Here is a 16,492-nt window from a genome sequence, read left to right on the forward strand (position 1 = left end):
GCATGCACCCATCGACCCCGGACGTATCGCTGCCGCGCTTGTATCTGCTGCGCGCCATGTACCTGTTGATTGTGGTGGGACTGAGCCTGGTGCTCTGGCCCGGCATTATCAGCCATGCCAAGCCATGGACGCTCAGCGGTGGCGTGGTCAACTGCATGCTGGCCGCGTTCTCGCTGCTGGCCCTGCTGGGCTTGCGCTATCCCCTGCAAATGCTGCCTATCCTGATGTGGGAGTTCATCTGGAAGGCAATCTGGATGGGTCTGGTGGCCTATCCGGCGTGGAGCGCCGGCACGATTGATGAGGCCACCATGGGCACCGCGATCGAATGCATGGTGGCGATCTTGATTCCGATCGTGATGCCCTGGGGCTATGTGCTCAAGCAGTATGTGCGCGCCCCCGCAGCGCGCTGGCGCTAAGCAGTACGGCGCAGGTATAGTAAGGCTTGAGCGGCGCTTGGCCGGAGAGGGAACGCTTCATGGACATGAAAAAAATCAACGCAGGCAAGCTGCGGGCGATTGGCTACGATGCGCGCGAACGGGTTTTACGGGTCGAGCTCGATGATGGCAGCGCTATTGACTACAGCGGCGTCGGCACCGAGGTATGGCGCCGCTTGTCAACGTCGGGCGCAGCGTGGAGCTTTTACCGCGACAATATTGAAGAAGAGTTTCACGGCAAGCGCGGCGTTGCCGCGCCGCGCAAACGGCCCGAAGGACTGGATGATTTGTTCGGACCGGGTCCGGGCGAGACCTGATATCGGAATCTATATGCGTCTTAAAATGCATTTAAAACAAGGTATTTTTGCCGTTTTGTCGGCGGCCACGGGCGCGGCAGGGGCAGGCTGCCCGAGCAGCCTGCCTCTGAACGGCGTGCAATCGATTGCAACCTGCGATCCCCGATCGGCTGATTGTGTATCTGGAGCAGAAGCCATGTTTTCTTACATGGAAGCGCGCGCCGACGACGATCCGGCCCTGCTTGTGATTGGCTTGCACGGCAGTCCCTGGCACCTGTATGGTCCGGATCAGCGCATCATGGAGCCGTCCGAGCTGGCAGCACAGGTCCGAACGTACGGGCCGGTGATCAAGAAGGTGGTGTTGTTATCCTCGTGGAGCGGGATTGCGCCCGGGCCAGGCAGCAAGTCGGTCGCACAGCGCCTTGCGCTGGCGCTGGATGGCACGCAAGTTGTCGGCCAGGATGGCTTTACCTGGTTCGCCAAAGATGGCGCCGTCCACACCACCCGCCAGGCATTCAGCACCTACGTTTCCCGCGGGCCATATCGAGTCGAGCGCGGGGGCGATGTCATGGCGGCCATGGTCAGCGCTGCGGCAATCAGTATGGAAGCCGATTGGCGCAAGGCGAAAAACGCGCGCGGCATGCTGGGCGTGGGCGCAGGTTACGACCAGTTCAGTCTTTGTCCCGACAAGGCGATGCAAGCCTTTGAGGCCGGTGCCACGTTCGGCAGCGCCATCGCCGCCTACAATGCGGCCTTGATGCGCCTGGAGCGCAACGAGCCAGGTGACAGAAAAGCCGCGCTGGCGCTGCTTGCCAGGGCGGCCGCTCTGGGCGATGCACCTGCGAAAGCCAGATTGGCCAGCGTCGGCGCTCCGGGAGCACCCTGAGTCCGGGTGGCCGGTTCGATTACTTTGGTGCAGCGTGCGAGCGCGCTTGCCTTGCGCGCTCTTGTGCCTGCGCCTTGCTCAGATCTGCTTCAAAGTGGCCAGCCTTCGCCGCGGGCACAAGCGCGCCAGCTCGATCTACGCGCGCAGTGAGATCTTCGGCGATGCGGAAGCCCTCGGCCACGCTGCTGCGGTTGTCCGTTCCCGCGTGCCCGCGCATGGTCGGGCTGGACCCAATTGGTCCGCTGTTGAAATTGCCGCCACGATGGATCACCATGGCCGAATCATGGAAGGTGGCGCAGCCTGCCGTCCAGGCAGTGCCGTCCGCGGGCGCATTCTCGTAGCTCAAGTGCTGGCAGTCTTCCACCAGCTCGCCCACATTACCCAGCATGTCATGCAAACCCCAGGCATTGGCCGCGTACATGCCGACCACGGTGGTCAGTTCGGCGCCGTCGTCGCAATCGATTGCCTTGCCGCTCTTGCCGGCCAACTTGGTGATAGCCGGTTTGCCGCTGCGGTCGAACACGTTGGCGTGCTGGCATAACATGGCTGGATCATCGCCGAAAGGGTAGCGTGTGCTGCTGCCGGCGCGCGCCGCGTATTCCCACTCGGCCTCGCTGGGCAGGCGGAAGCTGCGGCCCGTCTGGCTCGACAGCCACTTGAGATAGGCATGGGCGTCCTCCCAACTGACGCACATGACGGGGTGGAACTCGCTGGGCGCATTTGCCGGCGAGTTCCAGCTGACTTTGCCGTTCTCCACACCCCAGTCGGTCGCCGCCAGCTTCCAGCAATCGTCCCCGGTCTGATAACCGGTGGCTTCGACAAACTGGCGGAACTGGCCAACGGTGGTTTCGTATTTGGCCAGCCGGAAGCTCTTGACGGTCACGCTATGCACCGGCTCGGAGCTGGGACGGTCCTTGTCTTTTGGATTGGCCGTGCTGCCCATGGCGAACGTGCCGCCGGCAATGGTGACCATCGGTGGCGCGATGACGGTCGCCGGCGCGGCCAGCAAAGGGCTATTGAGACATGCTGCTGCAAGGAGCGCGGCGAGGAAGCGGGTTTTGTGCATTGACGTTGTCCTGAGAGAGTAGGGCCGGAGTGGCAGCGTGATCCGTGATCACACGCCACAACGATCGCATGCACGGCAGGTCAGCGGCGAGCGCCGGGCGACGGATCGACAGCAGCGCCGACGAATTGCCAGCGGCGGCCTGCTACATGGCCTTGAACAGATGAACGTAGGCGCGGCTGACGCGCAGCTCGCGCGGATGGCCCTTGATGCGCAGGAACAGGCGGCTGGTCTCGTCGCGCCGCGTGCCCTCCAGATAGTGCAGATTGATCAGCGTGGCGCGATGCACCTGCCAGAACTGGTCGGGGTCAAGCTGCTCGGCCAGCTCGGCGATGGTAGTGCGGATCAAGTGTTCGCCGCCGGCCGTTTGCACGACGGTGTACTTGTCGTCGGCCTGAAAGAACAGCACATCGTCCACCGCGATCTGGTGCACATACTCAGCCTGGCCGGCGCGGATGAAACGCAGGCGCGCCGGTGTTGCCGGACCGCGCGTCAATTGTTCCAGAACCTGGGCCAGGCGCGCGTCGGGCGGCGCAAGCTGGCCGGCTGCCTGCAGGGCCAGCGCCGGCTTGACGCGCGAGATCATGCGTGCGAGCCGCTCGCTCTTTAAGGGTTTGAGCAAATAGTCCAGCGCCGCATGGTCGAACGCCTCGACGGCGTAGGTGTCAAACGCGGTGACGAACACCACGCGGGTGTCGCCCTCAATGCCCTGCGCCACTTCCAGACCGCTCAGGCCCGGCATCTGAATATCGAGAAAGGCCAAATCGGGCTCCAGCGCCTCGATGCAAGCTGCCGCTTCATTGCCGTTGCGGGCGATGTGCACGATCTCGAGCTCGGGCCACAGCAGTGCCAGCTGCTCTTGCAGGTACTGGGCCAGATGCGGCTCGTCATCGGCAATCAGGGCGCGTGTCATGTGCGGCGCCTGTAGGGCAGCGAGAGCGAGGCTTGCATGCCCACGGCTTGCGGGCTGAGCGTGAGCGCGGCCTTGTCGCCGTAGCGTGTGTGCAAGCGTTCGCGGATATTGGCCAGGGCCATGCCGCTGCCTTGCCGGCGCGAACGGCGCGGTGCGGCACGGCCCATGCCGTCGTCATTGACGCAAATGTCGAGCTGACCGCCAATCACACGGGCAATGATGCTAACCCGGCCGCCGTCAATGGTCGGTTCCAGTCCGTGTTCGATCGCGTTTTCAACCAATGGTTGCAGCAGCAGGGTGGGCAAGGCCGCAGTCAGGGCTTCATTGCTGGCGTCAATGTCGAAGCGCAGGCGCTCTTCCATGCGGATTTGCAGCAGCGTCAGATAGCTGCGCACCATTGCCAGTTCCGCTTCCAGGCTGCTGTCGGTATGGCGCAACTGGCCCAGGCTGGCACGCAGGTAGTCAGTGAAAGTCTCCAGCATTTGCTTGGCGCGTGGTGTGTCGCGCTCCATCAGGCTGTGCACATTTGCCAGGGTATTGAACAGGAAATGGGGTTCGATCTGCGCTTGCAGCAGCCGCAACTGCGCTTCCGTGGCCTGGTGCAGCAATCTGTCCTGGCGGACGCGCAGGCGCCACCAGAACCAGTTGGCCCCTGAAACCACCAGCACAAAGGCGAGGAATTCGGTTTTTGCCAGGCTGCTGGAAAGGAAGCTTGCCCAGCCGTTCCAACCGATCATCCAGGAAAAGACGCTCAGGCCCAGCGCGCTGCCAAGCACAGTGCCGGCAATGGCAATGATATTGATGACCACGGCCGTGCGCCAGTCGGCCGCGCTCGACAGCGCGTCAATGCGGCTGGCCGGCAGCAGGTGTTCGATCACGCGCGTGATGGCCAGCATGCTGAATACGACACTCAGACACATGAACAGGTTGAATAGCAGCGATGCGCGCCACCAGCCCAGGTCGCCCACCCGGCCGGTCACCATCCCGTTGATCAGCATCATGCCAAAGCCAATGGGCAGGGCCAGCGCCGCGCCCACGGCAAGCTGGGCCCAGACTGGCTCCGAACGGTGCTTTTTCAGCACCCAGAACGAGCGCCAGGCGAGTTGAAATGAAGAACTGGTTTGCATGGGAAGCGATTGTAAACCGGCTGCAAGGCATGCCCCTTGGAAAAGCGACGGATCGACAGCCTGGCCGATGAAATGCTACTGGACGCACGGTGCCGGGGACATGTTGCGTTTTGATGCCATGTGATAATTGGATAGCTTTTTTACATCTTTTGCGCGGAGAATGCATCAGGTTCTGCGCGCGCAATGCGCCGATCGGTCATCCCTTTCCCCTATCTGGAGGACAAGATGAACACCCAGCTTGGCGCACCTTACTTCCATGTTGAGCCCGACGTAGCGGCCCCACAGCAAGCCGAGTCGGCGCTGCCTGTGACCGAGCCGCTGGACCGCGTCAGCCGCCTGATTTGCGCGCGCACCTACCTGTACGGCCTGTTTGGTGCCCTGATCTGCATCCACTGCATGCTGGGCAATCCCTACAAATCGTCGGATGGCGGCGTCGGTTACGACCGTGCGTGCATCCAGTTTCATGCGCTGCAGTCGGCATTGCTGTCGCTGCTGTTTCTGGGCTTGTTTGCCGTGTTGTATCTCATGCTGCCGGCGCCATCCCCGGATGGTGAGACCCCGGTGTCGATGCTGGCGTTGCTGGCCGGTGCCGCGATCGGCATTAAGATCGCCATCCTCAATCCGATTCTGGCCAGGATCATGTTTCATGCGCCCGAGCAGGGCGGCTATGTGCTGCCGGTGGTGGGTGGCTGGGCCTCGACCATCTGCGACTTGTTGTGGGAGAACGACGAACAGGCAAACGCCCTGTATTTCGCTGGCGAACGCCCCTTCATCGGGTATGGGACGGAAATCAATTCCTGGTCCGTGGTCCTCGATACCAGCATGCCGCAGCAGGGCATCCATCTGCTGGCCGGGATCGAGGAAACGCCGGCCGAACTGAGCGCGGACAGCCTGTACCAATCCATTGCCAGGGTCGCCGCCGACATGGGCGTGGCCCATTTGGCAGTCAAGCCGATGACCTTCATTGAAGGCAGAGCCAAGGATCTGCAGCAGCACATCGGCGTGGAACGTTTCCAGCGGCCGCCCTCCAGTGTCGCGCTTGACCAGCTGGCTGGCATGGAGCGCCATGTCCCTGGTGCCGGACGCACGTATACCGCGCTGGAAATGTCGCTGCCGGCCAGCGATATCCTGGCTACCCAGTTTGTCCGTTTCAAGGCCGAAGGCAAGCTGATCTTTTGTGAGTTCGCAACCTATGTGCTGGCCCCCGGACGCAGCGGCTTGTACCGGCTTGAACGTTACTTCCGCTGGCACTGGCTGGCCTACCTGGCGCTGCCGGTGGCGCTGGCTGTGGTCCTGCTGTATCTGATTGGACTGGCTGGCTTGGCGGCATTCTTTGGCTTTTTCATGCAAGAGCCATCCTTGATGCCCAGCCCGTTTGACTGGCACTTTCTGGCCCAGGCGGCGCTTCAGCTGGGCCTGGCGTCCGGTGTGTTTGGTGGGCTGGTGGTGCTGTGGCGTGTCTTGTTTCGCCTGATCACGGCAGCCGGCATTTTCCTTAATATCACCCAGCAGTTTGGTATCGCGTTTTCATTTCGCGAACGCTATACAAGCAGTGGACAGCTGGACTATTTCTCGGTGCAAGAGGTGGGGCGCCTCTTGAAAACGCAGGAAAAAGTGCTGATCAAGGCCATCTGCGAGCAACTCAAGGCGCATCATATCGATGCCTCCGACTTCAAGGATAACCTGACGGCCTACATCAATCAGGGCGTCATCAACAGTGGCGACATCCGCGGCAATATCGTCAACAGCATCAAGTCGTTTGTATTCCGGCGGCCAGCCAAGACAGCCGTGCGTAAACAAAAAGCGAAGGTGGGAACATGAATCATAATAGTGGCGTCATCAATACCGGTTCCGTTGGCGGCAGCATCAGCAACGTCCATCATTACATGGGTGCGGCAGTGGCAGCGACGGGACAGGAAGCCGAGCTGCAAAAGCTCGAAGCTCAGCTGCGCCAATTGCTGGCGGCGGCTCACGCGCGCGACCCGGAAGCGGCTGGTGCGGTGAAAGATAATCTGGATGCGGTTCTGCACCACGTGCGGGCCGAGCAGCCGAACAAGTCGACCATCAAAATATCGGCGGAAGGTTTGCAAAAAGCGGCCAGCGCGGTCGAGGGCGTACTGCCGGTGGCGATGCGTATCGTGGCCGTGCTCGGTACCGCCTTTGGCTTCAGCGCCGGCGCCTGAGGGGCCGGCTAGTTTGCGGCCGGGCGCGTGAGCGTGGCCAGCACATCCCTGACCGGGGACGGAATCGGTACCGGGCGGTTGCTGCTGCGTTCAACGTAGACATGGACGAAATGGCCGGCCGCGCACGGCAGTGGCTCATCGTTGCGGTACAAGGCAATTTCATAGCGCACGCTCGAGTTGCCCAGTTTGGCCACGCGGATGCCGGCATGGATGATGTCCGGGAAGCTGATTGAGCTGAAATAAGCGCAGCCACTGTCGACAACAAAGCCGACCACCTCGCCCTTGTGAATATCGAGCACGCCGCGCGCGATCAGGAACTGGTTCACTGCCGTGTCGAAATACGAGTAATACACGACGTTATTGACGTGGCCATACACGTCATTGTCCATCCACCTGGTGGGAATGGCCAGGAAGTGGGGAAACTCGGAGCGCGCTGCGTTTTTCATGGGAAGCCGATCATTGCTGGGCCAGGGCGGGCCAGCCTGCCTTGGGTGTCATGTCATTCAGATGCCATGCGTCCGGATTGAACGGACGCTGGCTTGCCTTGTAGTCGGGGTAGCCACTCGATTCGGCTTCGCTGTCGACAATGTGGCCACGGCCTTCCGCCACATCGGACAGGATCTTGAAGTCAATCGCATCGCGTTGCCACGGGCGCATTCCGGCGCTCATGTAGATCGCGTTTTCCAGCGCGCTGGCCGGCAACACGGCCAGGCCATCGGGCAAATAAGGCGCCGATGCAGGCAGAATGCGGGCAGACGAGGCAGTGTAACGGCTGGTCATCGGCAAAGCGGCACCGGCATCATCGACGGCGATATTGTCTTTCATGAAGACGCTGACATCGCCCGCGCCGCCCAGGCTGAACAGGGCGGTATTGGCGCGCGTATCCGTGCCGGCCCGCAGCACATTGCCCACGATGGTGACCACGCCCGTGCGGGGCGCGCGCTCGCCCCATTCATGGGCAATCAAATTGTAGTGAATTGCCTTGGCGCCAGGATTGTGGATCAGGTTATTGACGATCGCAACGCGGGCGCCGCCTTTGACCAGGGGATTGCGCTCGACATTGGAACTGAACAGATTGCCGTAGAACAGAATCATTTCGGCGTTATCGTGCACCAGCGAGCCTTTGGAGTGTTCGCCTTTTTTGTGCGTCGAATTGCGCAAGCCTTCGGCAATGATGTTGTGGCTGAAGGTGATCCGGTACGACGAGCCCAGGTACCACGTATCGGGCGCGCTGCCATTGAAGCGCGGGCCGGAGGCGCTCAGATTTTCATCGGTGGCCCAGCTGAAACTGCAATGGTCGATGATGACATCATGGGCCGCGCTGGTGGACAAGCCGTCTGCGTCCCAGCCGCTTTTTTTCGCCTTGCCATGTTCGCCCGGGCGCACTGCGATATGCTGGACGATGACGTCGTGGGTAGCCACGTTCAAGCCGCCGCGCACGAAGGTAATGCCGGGGGCAGGCGCGGTCTGGCCGGCCACGGTCAGGTAAGGTTCATCGAGGCGGATGCTGGCGCCCTGCAGATCGATCACGCCGCCCACTTCAAACACAATGATGCGCGGCCCCTTGACAGCGGCCGCAGCCGCAAACGAGCCCGGGCCAGCCGCTTGTAAATTGGTGACGCGCACGATGGCGCCGCCAGCGCCGCCGCGCGTGCTGGCTGCCCAACCCCTGGCATCGATGCCCTCACGCGAAAACGTGGCAGTGGCGGCCGTCGCGGCCGTGCTGGACAGACACAAATACGCGCCGCACAGGGCGGCTGCGCGCAAGAACGATCTTGTGTTCAATACGGCTCCTCGGCAATCAGGGCAGGGGCTGGCGGCGCAGCCGGGATGCGTTTAGTGCTTGATATCGCTGGCAGGCATCAATTCTTCGACCGGGGTCTTGCCGATAAACAGCTGGGCGCAATCGACCTTGTCGAACTCGTAGTGCTTGCCGCAGAAATCGCAGTCAATGGCCAGCTGGCCCAATTCGTCCAGGGCGGATTCGACTTCCTCGCGGCCCAGCATCTTGAGCATGTTGCCGACTTTTTCACGCGTGCAGCTGCAATGGAATTGCGGATGATCGGGCTCGAACACGCGGATCGTCTCTTCCCAGAACAGACGGTTCATCAGGGTCTGGATATCGGTCGAGAGCAGCTCGGGCTGCTTGAGGGTCGAGGCCAGCATCACGGCGCGGTTCCAGGTTTCCAGGTCTTCCGCTTCGCTTGCTTGCACCACCTGGTCATCCTTGCCGCTGTGGCGCGGCAGCTTTTGCAGCAGCAAGCCGCGCGAGACGTGCTCGTCCGCGCCCAGCCACAGGCGGGTGTCGAGCTGTTCCGACCGCAGCATGTAGTTTTCGATGACGGTGGCCATGTCCTCGCCGTCCAGCGGCACGATGCCCTGGTACGGTTGCTGCCCAGGCATCTTGTCGACTGGATCGAGCGTGATCACAAAGCGCCCGTGGCCGCTGGCATTGAGCAAGTCGGTCAGGCTGGCGGTGTCGGCAATGACGGCGCCCTCGGCCAGCTTGGCGGTGGCGCGGATGCGCAAGTCGGAATCGCACTCGACCACCAACAGGCGCACCGGACCGTCGCCATGGATCTGCATGATGATGGCGCCATTGAATTTCAGATTGGCCGAAAGCAGGGCAGCGGCGGCCACCATTTCGCCCAGCACGGTTTTGACAGCCGGCGGATAGCTGTGACGTTGCTGGATCTCGCGCCAGGTATCGGAAATCTCGACAAATTCGCCGCGCACGGCCGCATTGTCGAAGATGAATTTTTGCAGGGTATCTTGGGTGGTGGTCATGGTTATCCGATCTTCTTCAGTTCCGTCTTGAACATTTTGCCGCGCGCCACATAGCTCGCTGCTGACAAGGCCAGGCGGGCAATTTCGTCCTCGCCCAGCGTACGTACCGCCTTGGCGGGGGCGCCGATGATGAGCGAATGGTCGGGGAATTCTTTGCCTTCGGTCACCAGCGCGCCGGCGCCCACCAGGCAACCCTTGCCGATCCGCGCGCCGTTCAGAATCACCGCCTGGATGCCGATCAGCGAACCGTCGCCCACCGTGCAGCCGTGCAGCATGGCCTGGTGGCCAATGGTCACGTTCTGCCCGACGGTCAAGGGATAACCCATGTCTGTGTGCATGACCGTGCCTTCCTGCACATTGCTGCCGCGGCCAATCGTGATGCGCTCATTGTCGCCGCGAATGGTGGCGCCGGACCAGACCGAGGCATCCTGCTCCAGCGTCACCTTGCCGATCAGGGTGGCGGCCTCGGCCACATAAGCCGAAGCGTCGATTTCAGGCGCGTGTTCGCCCAACTGGTAAAGTGCCATGGTGTCTGTGCTCGGTGAGAAAAGGGTGGAAGGCGCTATTTTACGCCGTTGGCGGGCTTTGCCGGCCAGACATCAGGAAATGGGGCCGGCCGCCTGAAATTCAACAGTCCGGTATAATTAGAACGGTCGTTCTTTTATTCTTCAGGCATACCATGACACCCTCCCGTTCCGAATTTCTCACCATCCGCGGCTTGCGCACCCACGTGCGCCATTGGGGGCGCGAAGGCGCACCCAAGATCTTCATGGTGCACGGCTGGATGGACGTGGCCGCCTCATTCCAGTTCGTGGTCGATTGCCTGCAGGGCGACTGGCACGTGATCGCACCGGACTGGCGTGGTTTTGGCCTGTCCGAGCGCACCCAGTCCGACACCTATTGGTTCCCCGACTATGTGGCCGACCTCGATTACCTGCTCGACCATTTCTCGCCAGGCGAGGCAGTCAATCTGCTCGGTCACAGCATGGGCGGCAATGTGGTCAGCCTGTACGCAGGCGTGCGCCCGCAGCGCGTGCGGCGCCTGATCAACCTGGAAGGGTTCGGCCTGCAGTCGGCCACGCCCGACCAGGCGCCGCGCCGCTATGCCAAGTGGCTGGACGAACTGCGCGATCCGCCCACGCTGCGCACCTACCCGACCCGTCAGGCGGTGGCGGCGCGTTTGCAAAAGACCAACCCGCGCCTGTCGGACGCGCGCGCCGACTTCCTGTCCCAGCACTGGGCCGCTGAAAACGCGGCAGGCGAGTGGGAAATCCTGGGCGACCCGGCCCACAAAAAGCCTTCGCCGCTGCTGTACCACGTGGAAGAAGTGCTGGCCTGCTGGAAGCAGATCACCGCGCCCGTGCTGTGGGTGGAAGCGGCCGACACCAATATGTGGCAATGGATGGGTCCCAAGCCCGAAGCGCGCGTGGAAATTGACCGCCGGCTCGGCCACCTGGCCAATGTCAGTGCGCGCATGATGGATGACGCCGGCCACATGCTGCACCACGACCAGCCCGAAGCCCTGGCCCAGATGCTGGAACAGTTCCTGGCCGAAAGTTGAGTGCGTGGGGAGAAATTCCCGCAGGCAGCGTACAATAAAGGCCTTTCCCTTTTGCCGGCAAGCCGGGTTGTAGCACGTATGAATGTAGATTTGCATTGCCACTCGAATGTGTCCGACGGCGTCTTGGCGCCTGCCGCACTGGCCGCCTACGCGCACAATGCCGGGGTGGACGTCTGGGCCTTGACCGATCACGACGAAGTGGGCGGCATTGCCAGGGCGCGCGAGGCGGCCACGGCTGTGGGCATGCGTTTCGTGCCCGGGGTGGAAATCTCGATCACCTGGGCCAACCAGACCGTGCACATTGTCGGCTTGCAGATTGACGCCACCAATACCGCGCTGGTGAACGGCCTGGCAGCCACCCGCAGCGGGCGCGATGCGCGCGGCCGCGAAATGGCCGAGCAGCTTGAAAAAGCTGGGATTCCCGGTGCCTACGAAGGCGCCTTGAAGTACGTGGACAATCCCGACCTGATGTCGCGCACCCACTTTGCGCGTTACCTGGTTGAGTGCGGCGCCTGCGCCAGCATCCCGGAAGTGTTCCGCAAATACCTCACTGAAGGCAAGCCAGGCTACGTACCACACCGCTGGGCCAGTCTGCAAGACGCGGTGAGCTGGATCCGTGGCGCTGGCGGCATTGCCGTGATTGCGCACCCGGGCCGCTATAAATTTGGCGTCGTGGGCGAGGGTGCCTTATTCGACGAATTCAAGCAACTGGGCGGCAGCGCCATCGAAGTGGTGACCGGCAGCCACACGCCGGACCAATACGACGTGTATGCCGAACAAGCGCGCCGTTACGGCTTTTTAGCCTCGCGCGGCACCGACTTCCACGCTCCCGGCGAGACGCGGGTGGAATTTTCGCTGCTGCCGCCCCTGCCGGGCGGCGTCACGCCCGTCTGGCACGACTGGTTCTAATTGTTTCCCCCCCCTGGGGTCAGACCTCTTTTTTGCAACGCGCCGGGGCAGAGGTCTGACCCCTTCGTTGTTCAGTCGAACCCATTACGCGTTTTCCCCAATAAGACAGGCCCATCGGCACGAACGGGGTCTGACCCCACGCGGGCAAGTTGCGATTTTGAGGTCTGACACCGGTGGGGGTGGTGTGCGGTCTTGTGTTTTCGCTGGCTGAGCCTTATCTTATTAGCCTGTCAATGATTCCCTGCCTTTGGAGGCTGCATGAAACGGATTGTGCTGTTTTTGGTCACCAATATTGCTGTGCTGCTGGTGCTGTCGCTGGTGCTCACCTTGTTTGGTGTCGGCCGCGGCGTCAGCGCGTCCGGGATCAATATCGGCCAATTGCTCGTGTATTCGGCCATCATCGGCTTTACCGGGTCCATTATTTCTTTGTTCATGAGTAAGTTCATGGCTAAGGCCTCGGTCGGCGCGCGCGTGATCGACAACCCAGCGTCCTCCGAAGAAGTGTGGCTGGTCAATACCGTGCGCCAGCTGGCGGAACGGGCCGGCATCGGCATGCCCGAGGTCGCCATTTACGACGGCGAACCGAATGCCTTCGCCACTGGTGCATTCAAGAATTCAGCCCTGGTCGCGGTGTCGACCGGCTTATTGCAAAGTATGAACCGTGATGAGGTCGAAGCTGTCCTCGGCCACGAGATCGCCCACGTCGCCAATGGCGACATGGTCACGCTCACCCTGATCCAGGGTGTCGTCAATACCTTCGTGGTGTTCCTGGCGCGTATTGTCGGCTATGTGGTCGATGGCATGCTCAGCCGGAACAACAACAGCCGCGGCCCTGGCATCGGTTACATGGTCACTGTCTTCATCTGCGAGCTGATCTTCGGGCTGGTGGCATCGATTATCGTGGCCTGGTTTTCGCGCCTGCGCGAGTTTCGCGCCGACGCCGGTTCGGCCAAGCTGCTGGGCAGCCCGCGTCCGATGCAGCAAGCTCTGCGCCGCCTAGGCGGGGTCCAGGAAGGGGCCTTGCCTTCGTCGATGTCGGCCTTTGGCATTGCCGGCGGCGGACGCGGCTGGGGCGCCTTGTTCTCCACCCATCCGCCGATGGAAGAGCGCATCGCCGCGCTCGATCAATTGCGCTAGACCATGAGCCAGTTTTTTCAAATCCATCCCGACAATCCGCAGGCGCGGCTGATCAAGCAGGCCGCGCAGATCATCCATGGCGGCGGCATTGTCGCGCTGCCGACCGACTCGTGCTACGCGCTGGTGTGCCACCTCGATGACAAGGCCGCCGTCGAGAAGCTGCGCCGCATTCGCGGCATCGATGAAAAGCACCATCTGACGCTGCTATGCCGCGATTTGTCCGAAATTGGCAACTACGCACGGGTCGACAATCGCCAGTTCCGTTTCCTGAAGGCGGCTACGCCGGGCCCGTTTACGGTGATTCTGGAAGCCACGCGCGAGGTGCCGCGCCGCCTGTCGCACCCGTCGCGCAAAACGATTGGCCTGCGCGTGCCGGAAAACGCCATTGCCCAGTGCCTGCTGCAGGAACTGGGCCAGCCGCTGCTGGGCACCACCTTGATTCTGCCGGGCGATGACGCCATTCTCAACGATGCCGAGGCGATCCGTGACCAGCTGGAAAAGCAGATCGATCTGATCATCGACGGCGGTGCCTGCGCCATGGAGCCGACCACCGTGATTGATCTGACGTCGGCCGAGCCCGTGCTGATGCGCCAGGGCCGGGGCGACGCTGCCGTGTTCGGCCTGTGAAGGCCGCGGCGGGCCAGAGCGCGCGGCGGCTCTGATAGAATCCGGTTATGAATATTCCACAGATCTTAGTGACGATCTCGATCTACGCGATTCCGGTCCTGTTTGCCATTTCCCTGCATGAAGCCGCGCACGGTTATGTGGCCCGTTACTTTGGCGACCCCACTGCCGCCGAGCAAGGCCGCATCAGTCTCAATCCCATTCGCCACATCGATCCCTTCGGCACGATCTTGCTGCCGCTGATACTGTATTTTGCAACCGTGCCGCCACTGGGCTACGCCAAGCCGGTCCCGGTGGATTTTGGCCGTCTGCGTAATCCAAAAAAACAAATGGTCTTCGTGGCACTGGCCGGTCCCATGGCTAACTTTGCCATGGGACTGATGTGGGCGCTGCTGAGTATCCTGCTCGCTGCCAGCGGCAGCCCGAGCGCCTTCCTGATGGCCATGACCCAGGTCGGCATGGTGGTCAACGCAGCCATGTTTGTGTTTAACTTGATTCCGATTCCGCCCCTGGACGGCGGCCGTGTCGTGACCGGTCTGCTGCCCATGGCGCTGGCGCGCCGCTTTGCCAGCATCGAGCGCTATAGCGTGTTTGTGTTCATCGGCTTGATTGTGCTGATGCAGTTGCGCATACTCGACGGTTACCTGGGCGGCGGCATCGCGCTGGTGCGCGAGCTGTTTGGCTTGATTCTTTCTCCTCTGACCTTACTTTTGAACTGATTATCTATGTATCCCGATCGTGTCGTTTCCGGAATGCGCCCCACGGGCACCATGCACCTTGGCCACTATCATGGCGCGCTGAAAAACTGGATCAAGATGCAGTCCGAACAGCCTTGCCTGTTCTTTGTGGCCGACTGGCACGCGCTGACCACGCATTACGACGATCCATCGATCATCGAGCGCAGCACCTGGGACATGGTGATCGATTGGCTGGCCGCGGGCGTGGATCCGTCGCAGGCCACCATCTTCATCCAGTCGCAAGTGCCCGAGCATGCCGAACTGCACCTGCTGCTGTCCATGTGCACGCCGCTGGGCTGGCTTGAACGGGTGCCGACCTACAAGGACCAGATCGACAACATCACCAACAAGGATCTGGCCACCTACGGCTTCCTTGGCTACCCGCTGCTGCAGGCGGCCGACGTGCTGATCTACCGCGCCAGCCAGGTGCCGGTCGGCGACGACCAGGTGCCCCACATTGAAATGATGCGCGAGATCGCGCGCCGCTTCAATCACATGTATGGCAAGGAAAAAGGCTTTGAGGAAAAAGCCAACGAGGCCGTCAAAAAGCTCGGCAGCAAGCGTGCCAAGCTGTATCTGGAATTGCGCACCGAATACCAGCAGGAAGGCAAGGATGCGGCGCTGGAACAGGCACGTGCCATGCTGGAAGACGCGCAAAGCCTGTCGAATATTGACCGCGAGCGCCTGTTCGGCTATCTGGAAGGCAGCCGCAAGCTGATCCTGACGGAACCGCAAGCCAAGCTGACGGTCGCCTCGCGCCTGCCGGGTCTGGATGGCCGCAAGATGTCCAAGAGCTATGGCAATGCGATTTCCCTGCGTGAAGATAAGGAATCGGTGGTCAAGAAAATCCGCACCATGCCCACCGATCCAGCGCGCGTACGCCGCACCGATCCGGGCGATCCGCGCAAGTGCCCGGTCTGGCAGTTGCACGAGGTGTATTCCGATGCCGCCACCAAGGATTGGGTGGTCAAAGGCTGCACCAGTGCCGGCATTGGCTGCATTGAATGCAAGCAGCCCGTGATTGACGCGATCATTGCCGAACAGGAGCCAATGCGCGAACGCGCCCAGCAATATCTGGACGATCCCTCGCTGGTGCGCGCCATCGTGGCAGACGGTTGCGACACGGCCCGTAAACTGGCCCAGGAAACCATGCGCGATGTGCGCGAAGCCATGGGCCTGGCGTACACCTGATGAACGCGGTATCAGCCTGGGTCGCACGTTTTGCGGGGCAGGTGCCGCCAGGCGAGGTGCTCGATCTGGCCTGCGGCAGCGGCCGCCATGCGCGGCACTTTGCCGCACTGGGCCACTCGGTGCTGGCGCTGGACCGCGATCCGGCTGCCTTGCGCGAAACAGCCGGACCTGGCATCACCACCCTGGCTTGCGACCTCGAAGATGGGGTGACGCCCTGGCCGTTCGGGCCGGGCCGGTTTGCCGGGATCGTGGTCACCAATTATCTGCACCGGCCGCTGCTGGACCAGCTCGCTGCCAGCCTGGCGCCGGACGGTGTTTTGATTTATGAAACGTTTTCGGTAGGCAACGAAGCCTTCGGCAAGCCCTCGAATCCGGCCTTTCTGCTGGCTGAGGGCGAGTTGCTTGTTTTTGCTCAGCGCAGCGGCCTGGCCGTGGTTGCATACGAGGATGGCGTGAGCGCGCAGCCCAAGCCAGCCATGGTGCAGCGCCTGTGCGCGCGCGGGCCGGGGCGGGCGCGCCTGAGGCTGGAAGCGGCAGCGCTTTCGCCCTTAAACAGGGCTTAAGAAGCCCGAAACCAGTCAAGAATGAACCATAATGGCGGGCGATCCGCTACAATCAGGCTTTTATTTACCAGCATAGTGTCT

General features: G+C 61.9%; 19 protein-coding genes. 12 read left to right on the forward strand and 7 right to left on the reverse strand.

Annotated features, from left to right (window positions below; translation table 11 throughout):
* Nucleotides 1-2 precede the first annotated feature (2 nt).
* From BUC24_RS03245 to BUC24_RS03255, 3 genes are all read left to right on the forward strand, one after another.
* Nucleotides 3-416 (forward strand): hypothetical protein, encoded by a 414-nt coding sequence (locus BUC24_RS03245; protein WP_083598683.1) that lies wholly within the window; start codon nt 3-5, stop codon nt 414-416.
* 59 nt (nt 417-475) lie between these two features.
* Nucleotides 476-751 carry a KTSC domain-containing protein gene (locus BUC24_RS03250; protein ID WP_073212674.1) on the forward strand — a complete coding sequence of 92 codons (276 nt, stop codon included), beginning with the start codon at nt 476-478 and terminating at the stop codon, nt 749-751.
* A gap of 175 nt (nt 752-926) precedes the next feature.
* Nucleotides 927-1,616 (forward strand): hypothetical protein, encoded by a 690-nt coding sequence (locus tag BUC24_RS03255; protein ID WP_073212675.1) that lies wholly within the window; start codon nt 927-929, stop codon nt 1,614-1,616.
* 19 nt (nt 1,617-1,635) lie between these two features.
* On the opposite strand, the gene BUC24_RS03260 is transcribed toward BUC24_RS03255, so the two are convergent.
* From BUC24_RS03260 to BUC24_RS03270, 3 genes are all read right to left on the reverse strand, one after another.
* Nucleotides 1,636-2,682: a formylglycine-generating enzyme family protein gene (locus BUC24_RS03260; protein ID WP_073212677.1), complete on the reverse strand. Its 1,047-nt coding sequence runs from the start codon at nt 2,680-2,682 to the stop codon at nt 1,636-1,638.
* Between the two features lie 142 nt (nt 2,683-2,824).
* Nucleotides 2,825-3,592: a LytR/AlgR family response regulator transcription factor gene (locus tag BUC24_RS03265; protein ID WP_073212678.1), complete on the reverse strand. Its 768-nt coding sequence runs from the start codon at nt 3,590-3,592 to the stop codon at nt 2,825-2,827.
* On the reverse strand, nt 3,589-4,719 hold the full coding sequence (locus BUC24_RS03270; RefSeq protein ID WP_073212680.1) for a sensor histidine kinase: 1,131 nt from the start codon (nt 4,717-4,719) through the stop codon (nt 3,589-3,591). The genes BUC24_RS03265 and BUC24_RS03270 overlap by 4 nt, the downstream gene beginning before the upstream one ends.
* Before the next feature lie 225 nt (nt 4,720-4,944).
* Between BUC24_RS03270 and BUC24_RS03275 the strand changes: the two genes are divergently transcribed.
* Together BUC24_RS03275 and BUC24_RS03280 are read left to right on the forward strand one after the other, a co-directional pair.
* The gene (locus BUC24_RS03275) at nt 4,945-6,540 is read left to right on the forward strand and encodes a hypothetical protein (RefSeq protein ID WP_073212682.1); all 1,596 of its coding nucleotides are present in this window, start codon (nt 4,945-4,947) and stop codon (nt 6,538-6,540) included.
* Nucleotides 6,537-6,902 carry a hypothetical protein gene (locus tag BUC24_RS03280; protein WP_073212684.1) on the forward strand — a complete coding sequence of 122 codons (366 nt, stop codon included), beginning with the start codon at nt 6,537-6,539 and terminating at the stop codon, nt 6,900-6,902. The genes BUC24_RS03275 and BUC24_RS03280 overlap by 4 nt, the downstream gene beginning before the upstream one ends.
* Before the next feature lie 8 nt (nt 6,903-6,910).
* Here BUC24_RS03280 and BUC24_RS03285 read toward each other — a convergent pair whose 3' ends face one another.
* Genes BUC24_RS03285 through BUC24_RS03300 form a run of 4 tightly spaced genes read right to left on the reverse strand, consistent with a single transcriptional unit; the run spans nt 6,911 to nt 10,216 of the window.
* A complete protein-coding gene (locus BUC24_RS03285) occupies nt 6,911-7,348 on the reverse strand; it encodes an acyl-CoA thioesterase (protein ID WP_073212686.1) in 438 nt (145 codons plus the stop codon).
* Nucleotides 7,349-7,358: 10 nt separating this feature from the next.
* Complete coding sequence (locus BUC24_RS03290; RefSeq protein ID WP_143167371.1) at nt 7,359-8,687, reverse strand: pectate lyase family protein; 1,329 nt, start codon at nt 8,685-8,687, stop codon at nt 7,359-7,361.
* 51 nt (nt 8,688-8,738) lie between these two features.
* Entirely contained in the window at nt 8,739-9,689 is a 951-nt protein-coding gene (hslO, locus tag BUC24_RS03295; RefSeq protein WP_073212691.1) for an Hsp33 family molecular chaperone HslO, read from the reverse strand.
* A gap of 2 nt (nt 9,690-9,691) precedes the next feature.
* Complete coding sequence (locus BUC24_RS03300) at nt 9,692-10,216, reverse strand: gamma carbonic anhydrase family protein (protein ID WP_073212693.1); 525 nt, start codon at nt 10,214-10,216, stop codon at nt 9,692-9,694.
* A 152-nt stretch (nt 10,217-10,368) separates the two neighbouring features.
* On the opposite strand from BUC24_RS03300, the gene BUC24_RS03305 reads away from it, so the two are divergent.
* The 7 genes from BUC24_RS03305 to BUC24_RS03335 all read left to right on the forward strand — a co-directional run bounded on the left by BUC24_RS03305 (nt 10,369) and on the right by BUC24_RS03335 (nt 16,411).
* A complete protein-coding gene (locus BUC24_RS03305; protein ID WP_073212695.1) occupies nt 10,369-11,250 on the forward strand; it encodes an alpha/beta fold hydrolase in 882 nt (293 codons plus the stop codon).
* A gap of 78 nt (nt 11,251-11,328) precedes the next feature.
* A complete protein-coding gene (locus BUC24_RS03310) occupies nt 11,329-12,159 on the forward strand; it encodes a 3',5'-nucleoside bisphosphate phosphatase (RefSeq protein WP_073212696.1) in 831 nt (276 codons plus the stop codon).
* Nucleotides 12,160-12,417: 258 nt separating this feature from the next.
* Nucleotides 12,418-13,296: a protease HtpX gene (gene htpX / locus BUC24_RS03315; RefSeq protein WP_073212699.1), complete on the forward strand. Its 879-nt coding sequence runs from the start codon at nt 12,418-12,420 to the stop codon at nt 13,294-13,296.
* Nucleotides 13,297-13,299: 3 nt separating this feature from the next.
* A complete protein-coding gene (locus BUC24_RS03320) occupies nt 13,300-13,923 on the forward strand; it encodes an L-threonylcarbamoyladenylate synthase (RefSeq protein WP_073212700.1) in 624 nt (207 codons plus the stop codon).
* Nucleotides 13,924-13,970: 47 nt separating this feature from the next.
* Nucleotides 13,971-14,639 carry a site-2 protease family protein gene (locus BUC24_RS03325; protein ID WP_073212701.1) on the forward strand — a complete coding sequence of 223 codons (669 nt, stop codon included), beginning with the start codon at nt 13,971-13,973 and terminating at the stop codon, nt 14,637-14,639.
* A 6-nt stretch (nt 14,640-14,645) separates the two neighbouring features.
* The gene (locus BUC24_RS03330; RefSeq protein ID WP_073212702.1) at nt 14,646-15,848 is read left to right on the forward strand and encodes a tryptophan--tRNA ligase; all 1,203 of its coding nucleotides are present in this window, start codon (nt 14,646-14,648) and stop codon (nt 15,846-15,848) included.
* Nucleotides 15,848-16,411, forward strand: a complete 564-nt coding sequence (locus BUC24_RS03335) for a class I SAM-dependent methyltransferase (protein WP_073212703.1) — start codon at nt 15,848-15,850, stop codon at nt 16,409-16,411. The genes BUC24_RS03330 and BUC24_RS03335 overlap by 1 nt, the downstream gene beginning before the upstream one ends.
* The last annotated feature ends 81 nt before the right edge of the window (nt 16,412-16,492 follow it).

The sequence above is a fragment of the Massilia sp. CF038 genome (assembly GCF_900129765.1).
Lineage (GTDB): Bacteria > Pseudomonadota > Gammaproteobacteria > Burkholderiales > Burkholderiaceae_D > Telluria_A.

What these genes read in the sequence shown, in the direction of transcription:
- BUC24_RS03245 (WP_083598683.1), top strand. Translation starts at nt 3, where the DNA reads ATGCACCCATCGACCCCGGACGTATCGCTGCCGCGCTTGTATCTGCTG.
- BUC24_RS03250 (WP_073212674.1), top strand. Translation starts at nt 476, where the DNA reads ATGGACATGAAAAAAATCAACGCAGGCAAGCTGCGGGCGATTGGCTAC.
- BUC24_RS03255 (WP_073212675.1), top strand. Translation starts at nt 927, where the DNA reads ATGTTTTCTTACATGGAAGCGCGCGCCGACGACGATCCGGCCCTGCTT.
- BUC24_RS03260 (WP_073212677.1), bottom strand. Translation starts at nt 2,682, where the DNA reads ATGCACAAAACCCGCTTCCTCGCCGCGCTCCTTGCAGCAGCATGTCTC.
- BUC24_RS03265 (WP_073212678.1), bottom strand. Translation starts at nt 3,592, where the DNA reads ATGACACGCGCCCTGATTGCCGATGACGAGCCGCATCTGGCCCAGTAC.
- BUC24_RS03270 (WP_073212680.1), bottom strand. Translation starts at nt 4,719, where the DNA reads ATGCAAACCAGTTCTTCATTTCAACTCGCCTGGCGCTCGTTCTGGGTG.
- BUC24_RS03275 (WP_073212682.1), top strand. Translation starts at nt 4,945, where the DNA reads ATGAACACCCAGCTTGGCGCACCTTACTTCCATGTTGAGCCCGACGTA.
- BUC24_RS03280 (WP_073212684.1), top strand. Translation starts at nt 6,537, where the DNA reads ATGAATCATAATAGTGGCGTCATCAATACCGGTTCCGTTGGCGGCAGC.
- BUC24_RS03285 (WP_073212686.1), bottom strand. Translation starts at nt 7,348, where the DNA reads ATGAAAAACGCAGCGCGCTCCGAGTTTCCCCACTTCCTGGCCATTCCC.
- hslO (WP_073212691.1), bottom strand. Translation starts at nt 9,689, where the DNA reads ATGACCACCACCCAAGATACCCTGCAAAAATTCATCTTCGACAATGCG.
- BUC24_RS03300 (WP_073212693.1), bottom strand. Translation starts at nt 10,216, where the DNA reads ATGGCACTTTACCAGTTGGGCGAACACGCGCCTGAAATCGACGCTTCG.
- BUC24_RS03305 (WP_073212695.1), top strand. Translation starts at nt 10,369, where the DNA reads ATGACACCCTCCCGTTCCGAATTTCTCACCATCCGCGGCTTGCGCACC.
- BUC24_RS03310 (WP_073212696.1), top strand. Translation starts at nt 11,329, where the DNA reads ATGAATGTAGATTTGCATTGCCACTCGAATGTGTCCGACGGCGTCTTG.
- htpX (WP_073212699.1), top strand. Translation starts at nt 12,418, where the DNA reads ATGAAACGGATTGTGCTGTTTTTGGTCACCAATATTGCTGTGCTGCTG.
- BUC24_RS03320 (WP_073212700.1), top strand. Translation starts at nt 13,300, where the DNA reads ATGAGCCAGTTTTTTCAAATCCATCCCGACAATCCGCAGGCGCGGCTG.
- BUC24_RS03325 (WP_073212701.1), top strand. Translation starts at nt 13,971, where the DNA reads ATGAATATTCCACAGATCTTAGTGACGATCTCGATCTACGCGATTCCG.
- BUC24_RS03330 (WP_073212702.1), top strand. Translation starts at nt 14,646, where the DNA reads ATGTATCCCGATCGTGTCGTTTCCGGAATGCGCCCCACGGGCACCATG.
- BUC24_RS03335 (WP_073212703.1), top strand. Translation starts at nt 15,848, where the DNA reads ATGAACGCGGTATCAGCCTGGGTCGCACGTTTTGCGGGGCAGGTGCCG.